This is a genomic window from Novispirillum itersonii, assembly GCF_014205675.1.
Taxonomy (GTDB): Bacteria; Pseudomonadota; Alphaproteobacteria; order Rhodospirillales; family Rhodospirillaceae; genus Novispirillum; species Novispirillum itersonii_A.
Genome location: NZ_JACIIX010000029.1, coordinates 1 through 10,078, shown reverse-complemented (window position 1 = coordinate 10,078; position 10,078 = coordinate 1). Strand labels below are relative to the sequence as shown.

Below are 10,078 nucleotides of genomic sequence, written 5' to 3'. Positions count from 1 at the left end.
ACGCCCTTGATTTCTCGACGATCCAGTCCGAGGCGCTGAGGCTGCTTAGCGAGCACCCTTCGGTGCTGGAGGCCATTCAGTCCAAATACCAGTACATCATGGTCGATGAATACCAGGACACCAACACGGTCCAGGAAATCATCGTCATGAAGCTTGCCGCAGCCCACCACAACATCTGCGTCGTGGGCGATGACGATCAGGGCCTGTACCGATTTCGTGGCGCTACGGTTCGAAACATCCTGGAGTTTCCGGCCAAATTCGGTGCCGGAGAGTGCAAGCAGATTTACCTGACGACGAATTATCGTTCGGATGCCCGCATCGTCGAATTGTACAACGCCTGGATGGCTCAAACCGATTGGGAAGGTGGCGACGGACAAAGGTTCCGCTTCGATAAGGCCGTTGAAGCCCAGAACCCCACGCCAGCCCCATATCCCACGGTATTCAGGGTGTCTGGCCATGATCACGCGGACGATTGGGGCGATGAGGTAATTGCCTTTCTGCGCCATCTCCGCAGCAAGGGCATCCTCAAGGATTGGAACCAAGCGGCCTTCCTGTTCCGGTCGGTAAAGAACGAGCGCGTTGTCCGGCTTGCGGAGGAGCTTGAGGCGGCGGGCATCCCCATCTACGCCCCCCGTTCGGCCATGTATTTTGACCGAACTGAGGTTCGGCTGATGGTCGGCGCACTTCTCTTCCTGTTCCCCCAGATGAAACGCCTTCAGGTGTTGCCCAACGGCGGGCGTCTGGCGATTTGGGAGGACTATTACGATCCCTGCCTCATGGAGTTCGCCGTTGAGCTTCGCAAGCCCGAGAACAAGCTGCTGTTCGACTGGTGTCGGCGGACTGCGGGTGAGCATGCGGCCTTGGCCAGCAATGCCAACCATGCGTTTGCCGGTCTGCTTTACGAACTGCTCCAATTCCCCTTGTTTAGCCAGTGGTTGCGGGATGTGGACGAGACCGATGTCCGCGATAGCCGGGCGGCCCGAAATTTGGCCATGTTTTCCCGCCTCCTCGGGAAGTTCGAGTACCTGCACCACGTCTCGGTGCTGACACCTAATTTTCTCGACAAAAACCTCAGCGACCTTTTCAACCGCTACCTCCGTTTCCTCAAGGAAGGCGGCATCGAGGAGTACGAGGACGAGACGGCCTACGCCCCCAGCGGCTGCGTGTCGTTCATGACTATCCATCAATCCAAAGGGCTGGAGTTCCCCTTGGTGCTGGTTGGCTCCATGGACGCCGTGCCCCGGAAACAGTACGACGATCTCGACGTCCTGTTGCAGGAGCGGTTCTACCACCGACCACCCTTCGAGCCGATGGAGCGGACCAAGACATTCGACTTCTGGCGGCTGTTCTACACGGCCTTCTCCCGTGCGCAGAACATGCTGGTGCTGACCTGCCAGGAGAATGTCCCCAGCGGCAAAGGGCAAAGGAACGTCCCATCCCGCTATCTCTCCACGACCTATGGAGGGCTGGAAGAGTGGCGGTCGCTTTATTTCGAGCCGGCGGAAATCGAGTTGGCATCCATCAAGCCCGTGAACCTAAAGAACGAGTATTCCTTCACCTCGCACGTCCTGGTCTATGAGGGCTGCCCTCAGCAATACCGCTTCTTCAAGGAGTTGGAGTTCGCTCCGGTCAGAAAGAACGCCATCCTGTTCGGCACGTTGGTTCACCAGACCATCGAAGACGTCCATAAGACGGTGCTCCGGGGCGAGGAAGGCAGGGTCACTGACGAACAGGTTCAAGTCTGGTTCCGCACCAACTACCACCACCTGACCAAGCGCGAACGGGTCTACCTGACGCCCGTCGCCCAGGAAATCGCCCTCGCCCACGTTCGCCGGTACGTCCAGCGTGAGAGGCACAACTGGCACCGGCTCCAGGACGCGGAAGTCGAAATCTCCCTGCTCAAAGACGCCTACATCCTGAAGGGCCAAATCGACCTTGTGCGAGGGGAAAACGAAACAGTCGAGATCATTGACTTCAAATCAGAGCGCAAACCCGACCTCGTTGGCGACCGCGAAAAGCTGGATCGCTACCGCCGCCAGCTTCAGATTTACGCGCATTTGGTCGAGGAGCAGCTTGGCCAGACCGTTAGCCGGATGCACCTCTATTACACCAGCGAGGAGTCCGGGAACCCGTACATCAGCTTCCCGAATAACAAACATGCGGTGAACGACACCATCGCCGCTGTGGACGCGGTAGTGAAGCGCATTGAAGGCAAAGATTTTTCTATGGCGGCCCGACCGGCGAAGGCATGCCCGGAATGTGACTTGCGATCCTATTGCGACATGAACTTCGTGGCGAGGAAGTGCTGATGGATTGGAACTCCTTTTTGGGGGCGTTCACTTGCCCGGCAGGCCGCTCCTTTCCTGACATTCACACCACGTTCAGTCGCAGACGCTCTCTCGATACGCTTGCCGGGGTTCCCGACGAGCCTGGGGTCTATGTCCTGGTCGCCCCTAACCACGAGTTCACCTATCCGCGCCGAGCGGGGGCTGTGTTCTATATCGGGGAGGCCGAAAGTCTGTCTGTGCGGCTGGCCCAGCATCTTGTGCATAGCACAGCGACAGCGGCCAATGCCCGGATTGGCTACGACGTCTACTGGCCAATTTACGAGTACGCTGGGGCTTTTGGGGCGCAATTTTCCTATTCCACAACAGCGGATCACAAGGCTGAGGAAGGAAAGCTGCTGGAGCGGTTCGCTCGGCGGTTTGGCGCTATCCCGGTAGCCAACACCAAGCATTCAGATTTCTGGCATAGGGTCCAGGTAGATGCTTAGGGGTGGGCTGGCGTCAGCACCTGAAATCGCTTAAACCAATGCGGCTGGCTCTCGGAGGCCCGCCACATCCAGTTGATGATCTTTCGTGATCGGGGACCCAATGTCTGAACAACTTACTCTCGCGGGAACTGAACTCAACAAAGTTGAAACCGTGGAGGAATTTCGTTTTGACAACTTGCCGCCAATCAAAGGCTTCCCGGAGCTTCGATGGACAGGCAAACGCCCATTCACATCCACTCGATTTTACCCCGCACAGAAGCAAGAAACATACGGGACTCCGACCAACAACTGGATGAATAAGATATATTGGGGAGACAATCTCCAAGTAATGAGCCATCTTCTGAAGCATTTTAGAGGAAAGGTTAATCTTGCATACATTGATCCACCCTTTGACTCCAAAGCCGACTATAAGAAACTCATATCAATTAAGGGTAAGCACGCATCATCGGACTTGAGTGCCTTTGAGGAAACTCAATACGCAGACATGTGGGCGGAAGACAACTACCTACAATTTATGCATGATCGCCTAATTTTGATACGCGAGCTACTGTCTGATAGCGGATGCATATTTCTTCACTGTGATTACCATCAGAGCCATTACCTGCGGATGTTAATGGATGAAATTTTTGGACCATCGACGTTCATAAACGAGATAATTTGGCAGAAGTGCAACACAAAAAACTTCACGAGCAAATCACTGAGCAATATCCACGACACTATATTCATGTACACAAAAACCAAGGATTATTATTTTCAGGAACTTTTCGACGATTTATCTCAAGACTACATTGATTCAAACTACCGCCATTACGACGAGAATGGCGAACGGTATCGCCTACTTCCGTTGCACGCCCCCGGTATCCGCAATGGAGCGACTGGCAAACCCTGGAAGGGCATTCCACCCCTAGCCGGTAGCCATTGGCGTTTCGGGCCGGAGACCCTTGATGACATGGATGCAAAGGGGCTGATCCAGATCAGCGAAGGGGGCGTTCCCGAGTACAGAAAATACCTTAAAGACAGTGAAGGTGTACGCATCGGCACGATTTGGCTTGACGCGAAACAGCTTCCTAGAAAGGAGAAAAATGGATACCCGACGCAAAAACCAGAATCAATTCTCGAAAAGGTGATAAGGATCGGGAGCAGGCCGGGTGATATTGTATTTGATTGTTTCATGGGATCAGGAACGACCCAAGCTGTAGCTATGAAGCTTGGACGTCGATTCATTGGTGCCGACATCAACCTTGGCGCAGTTGAAACAACGATCAGCCGATTAAACGGCATTCGGCAGGCTCTTACTGCCGGTCAGCTACCTGTGAGCCAACATCCTCTCTATACCGGAGTTGATGTTTTTAACGTCAATAATTATGACATTTTCAGGAACCCTGCTGAAGCAAAGGAAATTCTGAAAGAAGCCCTAGAGATTCAACCCCTTTCATCAAGTTCCGTTTTTGACGGGGTAAAGGACGGTTTTTCCGTGAAGATTATGCCCGTCAACCGAATTGCCACGCGCGCCGACCTAAACGACATAATAGCTGGTATGGACTTCAAGCAGTACGAGAAGCGCCGCGATGAAAGTCCCGGAAGGGCGGTCGAGAAGTTCCTGCTAGTGTGCATGGGCCATGAACCGAACCTTGCCGCCGCTCTCATTCAAGAAGCAAAGCCGTTCCTAATTGAGGTCAAGGTCGTCGATATCCTGCGCGATCGCGACGACATCCTGTTCAAGCGGTCGGCTGAGGCAAAGGTCGTCATTCGTGACGGCAAGCTCGTGATTGAAAAATTCTATCCACTGAACCTGATGCAAAAACTTAGCTATCAGGAAGATAACGTGGAAGATTGGCGTCAATTGGTCGATAGCATCAAAATTGACTGGAATTATGACGGCGCGGTTTTGGAACCGGCACTCATTGACATGCCTGAAGGCGAGTCTCTGGTGTCCGGCGCTTACGATGTCCCGATGGATGCAGGGACGGTTCGGGTGAAGATAACCGACCTGCTTTCGGAATCCCTCGAATTGACCGTTAGCGCTGAAGAGTGAGGGGACCATGGCCAGGAAGCCGACGAAAGCCACCCAGGTGGATTTCCCATTTTTCGACGTTTTGTGCCGGTTCTACCAGGGCAACAAGGGCCGAATCCGCCAGCGCTATAAGCAACTGACCAAGGTTTATCTGGACTTTAACGACCCCTCCAAGGGCAGCGGGTTCCTCCGCACGCCTCAGTTTGAGGCGCTTGAGATGTACGTGTTCCTGAAGGAATTCGGGAACAATGCCTCCATTCATGCACTGTTTGAGGACTGGTATCGCAAAACAGGGGTGTTCGAGGCAGATAAGACCGTCACCCAAAGCTTAGCTGATGCAGGCCAGATTGATTTCTTCCGGGAAATCGACCTTTCTGACCCCAAAGCCTACAAAACCGTTTTTAATCATCTAAAAAAGAATTCGGCCCACTACCCGAATTACATTTTTGCGCTAACCATGGGGACCGGCAAAACCATCCTCATGGCCACCTGCATTTTCTATGAATTCCTCCTGGCCAACAAATTCCCCAAGGACGAGCGGTTCTGCCACAACGCCTTGGTTTTTGCCCCTGACAAAACTGTCCTCCAGGCCCTGAAGGAAATCGAGACCTTCGATCTGGCCAAGGTCGTCCCCCCGGAATACGTCGCCTTCCTGACCACCCACTTGCGTTTCCATTTCCTCGATGACGCAGGAATGGGCCTTGGCACCCAGGACGGGTCGCGCTTCAACATCGTGATCTCCAACGCCCAGAAGATCATCATCAAGCACCGAGAGAAGGCTAAGGGCACCTGGAGCCGCTTGGACGAGCTTGCTAAAGCTACGGCAACCCCGTCCGTCTACGACCAGATCGCGGACCTCTACGGCTGGCAGCCCGAAGACGACAAGGAACTGGTCATCAATGCCCGTTTTCAGCGCCTTGGGCGGCTGCCTCAATTGGGCATCTATGTGGACGAGGCCCATCACGCCCTTGGCACCGCCCTTGCCAAGGATTTCGACATGGCAAAGCCCAGCCGCCTGCGCGAGACGATCAATCGCCTTGCCGCTGAATTGAAGCACGTTGCGGGGAGCCGGGTGGTCGCCTGCTACAATTACACGGGAACGCCCTACGTCGGGGAACAGATCATGCCGGAGGTGGTGTACGCCTACGGCCTGAAGGACGCCATCAAAAACAATTTCTTGAAGCGTCCGCAGATCAGCGGTTACGCCAACACCCGAACCGAGGACTTTCTGCGGGACGCGGTGGCCTCGTTCTGGCGGAGTGAGGGTGAAAAGCGACGCGAAGGCATGCTGCCCAAGCTGGCCATCTTCGCCGGAACCATCGACGAAGTCCGTACCGAAATTCGCCCCGCATTGGAAGCAGCGCTCCGCGAACTGGACATCCCCATCGACCGCATTCTGGTCAACGTCGGCGACGAAAAGCTAACAACCAGCGAGGATATCCGCGAATTCAATCGGCTGGATACCCCTGGTTCAAACAAACAGTTCATCCTGCTTGTTAACAAGGGCAAGGAAGGCTGGAATTGCCGCTCTCTCTTTGGCGTGGCGCTTCACCGGGAGCCGAAATCCAAGATATTCGTGCTTCAGGCTTCGATGCGCTGCCTCCGCAACATCGGTGATATCCAAGAAACCGGGCACATTTACCTGTCAAACGACAACTTGGCCATCTTGGATGACGAACTTCAAAAAAACTTCCGCGTAACCAGAGCCGATCTGGAGGACGCCGGAAAATCTGACAAGCTGCGCTATGTCGTCCGCGATGTTCCGCCGCCTCGGAAGGTGAAGATTAAGCGCGTCCGTAAGCTCTACAAGACGACCAAGAAGGCTCCGTCTGATGGGCTGGACTTCAAACTCGCGGAATTCGACACCCTGCCCTACACGGCGGTGAAGACCGTCCGAGACGGCCTGAACCAGAGCGCGCATACTACCACCGAAGACATTTCAACGGCCCGCAAGCAGCGGCGCTACAGCGCTTTCACCCTGGTCGCCGAGATCGGACGCTACTTCAACACCGAGGAAATTTCCTGCCTTCAGATCGAGGACACCCTGCTGTCTTCGGCTGATGGGCTGGACGCCATCCTGGCGATGGTCAACAGGCACAATGAGGTCCTTTACGACCACATCATCCCCTCGTTGTTCCGGCACCTCTACGACATCTCTGACTACACCCACCACGAGGAGATCGAGGTCGAACTCGTCAAGTCCGGCGGTTCGGGCGGCGGCTTTGAAAAGACCTTCCTGGGCGATCCTCAGAAAGTGGCATCCGTTGATGATGTGGCCTATGCGCAGTTCAAGGACCGCAGCTTCCACTTGAACCACTACATCTTCGATTCAAAGCCCGAGAAGGCATTCTTCGACACGGTGGTGGCCAAGGAAGATATCGAGGAGATTTTCTTCACCGGCATGCTGACGCACGGCCAGTCGGAGTTTTACATCAGCTATGTTGATCCAGAAACCCACAGGGTTCGCCACTACTATCCAGACTTCCTGGTGCGCAGGAAGGACGGCGGCTATATCCTGGTTGAAGTGAAGGGCGACAACATGATCGACGACGTGATCGTGCGGGCCAAGGCGAAAGCCGCCGGGGAAATGGCGGCAGCCAGCGCTTTCAGCTACATCATGATCCCAGGGACTGAGGCCAAATTTGGCCTTCCGGCTTAGCCTATATTTTTTATCAGTTCGGGGGGACTGACATGCTCAAGCGCATTGGCATCAAGAACATCGGGCGCTTTACAAACTCGAATGGCAAGGGCAACACCGAGCTAACAAAATACAGCTTCGTTTTCGGCGCTAACGGCCACGGCAAAACGACTATCTGCGCGGTCCTGCGTTCAGCCCAGACCGGCAACGCTGATCCGCTGATTGGTCGGAAGACGCTTGGAGCAACAGCCGCGTCCTCTGTCGATCTATTATTCGACGGCAGTGGAGTTCGCTTTGATGGCGCAGCTTGGGATAAGACGGCCCCCGACCTCGCCGTTTTCGACAGCGCCTACGTTTCGGAGAACATCCACTCGGGCGAGGTAGTCGATACGGACCATAAGCGCAACCTGTACCGTGTCATCATCGGTGCCGAGGGCGTCCATCTGGCAGAGCGGGATAGCCAGTTGGCGGCGGATAGCAGGGCTAAGACCAGAGAAATTTCTGCGGTCGCTAAGCTGATCCAACCTCACGTTCCCCCAGGCATGACCCTGGAGCAGTTTCTCAAGGTCCCCGCTAATCCCGGCATCGACGTCCGGATCGCTGACCAGACGCGGAATCTGGAGGCCATCCGGCAAGCCGCCCAGATTCAAAACCGTCCGCTTCCGAGCGAGATCACCCTTCCAATCATCCCTGCGTTCGCATCCCTGTTGGAAAAGACCATCGACGAGATCGCCGAAGGCGCTGAACGGCAACTTTCTGACCACATTGCGGCCCATGGAATGGCTGCCAATGGCGAAAGCTGGGTGGCCGCTGGCATGCCTCATATCGAACATGGGGTCTGTCCATTCTGCGGCCAGAACATCAACGGGCTGCCGTTGATCACCGCTTACCGCTCAGTATTCAGCGATGCCTACAAGGGGCTGGTCGCTGATATCAAGACCTACCTGGGAATAATTCAGGAGGAGTTCGGAGAGGGGAAAATCGGCTGGCTCGCCGCCCAAATTGAGAAAAACAAGGCGGCAGCGGATTTTTGGCATCAGTATTGCCCCATTGATCCAACCATGCTGGCCATGCCTGAGAACCTCCTGGATACCATTCGGGACCTAGGCGTAGCGGCTCTGGAACTGCTGGACCGAAAGGCTCGCTCCCCGTTGGAGGCGGTTCCCCTCAGCAAAGAGTACCAGGAGGCCGTGGCCGCCTTCCAAGCCCTCAAAGAGGCGGTCAACGCTGCCAACATGGCAATCTTTGCCGCCAAGGATGTATTCAACGCCAAAAAGGCGGAAACCGGCGTTGCCGATGTGCGGGTGGCGGAAAACGAGCTACAGCGGCTCCAAGCATTCAAGAAACGCCATGAGCAGCCATTGGTCCAGCATTGCGATGACCACATTCGGCTGTCCACAGAGAAGGACGTCATCGACAACGAAAAGGCCGAGGTTCGCAAGAAGCTCGATGAGTATACGAATAGTGCGGTGAAGCCCTACGAGAAGCGCATCAACGAGCTTCTGGACGCCTTTGCGGCAGATTTCACCATCGCCGAAACCAAGCACTCCTATGTGGGCGGGGTGGCAACATCCAGCTATCAGATCGTGATCAATGCGACGGCTGTTGATCTCGGCGATGGGAATACACCGGCAACCAAGCCAAGTTTCAAAAACACGCTGAGTTCGGGGGATCGGAGTACTCTTGCTTTGGCATTTTTCCTTGCCCACCTAGAGCGGGATAAGGGCCACGGGAATAAGATCGTGGTGCTGGATGATCCCTTTAACAGCCAGGACGCCTTCAGGCGCGTCCAGACCATCCAGGAAATTCGACGCATGGGCAAGAAATGTGCACAGGTTATTGTGCTCTCGCACGACGCAGGATTTTTGAAGGACGTCTGGGCGAAGGTGCAGCCTGCTGAACGGACAGCCCTGATGATCGATAATGCCCGAACCCAGGGCTGTAAACTTGTGCCTTGGGCAATCGAGAGTGCATGCGCAGGGCGCATCATCGCTGAAATAACCGACCTACAAGCCTATCTCACGAACAACGAAGGCAAGCCGCTCGACATCGCCAAGAAGATGCGTCCAGTATTGGAAGACCATTGCCGCCGGGTTTACTATGGATACTTCGGCGATCAAGACACGCTCGGCGAGATCATGCGCAAGACCAGGGACGGTGGGGACCAGCACCCCGCTCATCACATCTACGAGGAGCTTGATGTGATCAACGAGTTCACCGCTCCGTTCCATCATGCCGATTTGGCAGCCGTACCAACGGCGGACCAGATCGATAAAACCCAGTTGGACAGCTTCGTTCGCCGAACTCTCCGAGTGGCAAAAGCCCTGCCAAACTAGAGCATTAGGGCGGGAGAAACAGAACCGTTGTCCCGGCGGCCTCAATCACGTTGCGAACGATGGGGCGCTTGTGGCTGGATAGATTCTCCATGATGACAATATCGTCTCGGCGCAAATCCGGCACCAGTATCCGGCGGGTATAGGCCTCAAACCAGTCCCCGTTGATTAGTTCGTGGAGTACCATTGGGGCAATCTTCCAGTCATCCGCAGGCCAGTGTCCATCTCATACCAACCTGCGGTGATTAAAACTTATGCGCCCACTGGCGGAGTCCGATGGACATGATTTTCCATGGCTGATCGATAAGCTTGTTCCAAGC

6 protein-coding genes are annotated in these 10,078 nt (G+C 55.1%); 5 read left to right on the top strand and 1 reads right to left on the bottom strand.

All coding sequences use genetic code 11. The features are described from left to right. The 5 genes from FHS48_RS19600 to FHS48_RS19580 form a co-directional block, all read left to right on the top strand. Positions 1 to 2,309, top strand: a 2,309-nt coding sequence (locus tag FHS48_RS19600) for an ATP-dependent DNA helicase (RefSeq protein WP_184266624.1), incomplete at its 5' end; no start/stop codon positions are given. Further along, positions 2,309 to 2,773: a GIY-YIG nuclease family protein gene (locus FHS48_RS19595; RefSeq protein WP_184266621.1), complete on the top strand. Its 465-nt coding sequence runs from the start codon at positions 2,309 to 2,311 to the stop codon at positions 2,771 to 2,773. The genes FHS48_RS19600 and FHS48_RS19595, both read left to right, overlap by 1 nt. 100 nt (positions 2,774 to 2,873) lie before the next feature. Then, positions 2,874 to 4,808: a site-specific DNA-methyltransferase gene (locus tag FHS48_RS19590; protein ID WP_184266618.1), complete on the top strand. Its 1,935-nt coding sequence runs from the start codon at positions 2,874 to 2,876 to the stop codon at positions 4,806 to 4,808. A 7-nt stretch (positions 4,809 to 4,815) separates the two neighbouring features. Then, positions 4,816 to 7,446 (top strand): DEAD/DEAH box helicase family protein, encoded by a 2,631-nt coding sequence (locus FHS48_RS19585; protein ID WP_184266615.1) that lies wholly within the window; start codon positions 4,816 to 4,818, stop codon positions 7,444 to 7,446. Positions 7,447 to 7,478: 32 nt separating this feature from the next. Next, on the top strand, positions 7,479 to 9,761 hold the full coding sequence (locus FHS48_RS19580; protein WP_184266612.1) for an AAA family ATPase: 2,283 nt from the start codon (positions 7,479 to 7,481) through the stop codon (positions 9,759 to 9,761). Between the two features lie 4 nt (positions 9,762 to 9,765). Here FHS48_RS19580 and FHS48_RS20645 read toward each other — a convergent pair whose 3' ends face one another. After that, positions 9,766 to 9,945 (bottom strand): transposase, encoded by a 180-nt coding sequence (locus FHS48_RS20645; RefSeq protein WP_416046528.1) that lies wholly within the window; start codon positions 9,943 to 9,945, stop codon positions 9,766 to 9,768. Positions 9,946 to 10,078 lie beyond the last annotated feature (133 nt).

Bases quoted from the DNA above. Each gene is read 5' to 3' on its own strand.
- FHS48_RS19595 (WP_184266621.1), top strand. From the start codon at position 2,309: ATGGATTGGAACTCCTTTTTGGGGGCGTTCACTTGCCCGGCAGGCCGC.
- FHS48_RS19590 (WP_184266618.1), top strand. From the start codon at position 2,874: ATGTCTGAACAACTTACTCTCGCGGGAACTGAACTCAACAAAGTTGAA.
- FHS48_RS19585 (WP_184266615.1), top strand. From the start codon at position 4,816: ATGGCCAGGAAGCCGACGAAAGCCACCCAGGTGGATTTCCCATTTTTC.
- FHS48_RS19580 (WP_184266612.1), top strand. From the start codon at position 7,479: ATGCTCAAGCGCATTGGCATCAAGAACATCGGGCGCTTTACAAACTCG.
- FHS48_RS20645 (WP_416046528.1), bottom strand. From the start codon at position 9,945: ATGGTACTCCACGAACTAATCAACGGGGACTGGTTTGAGGCCTATACC.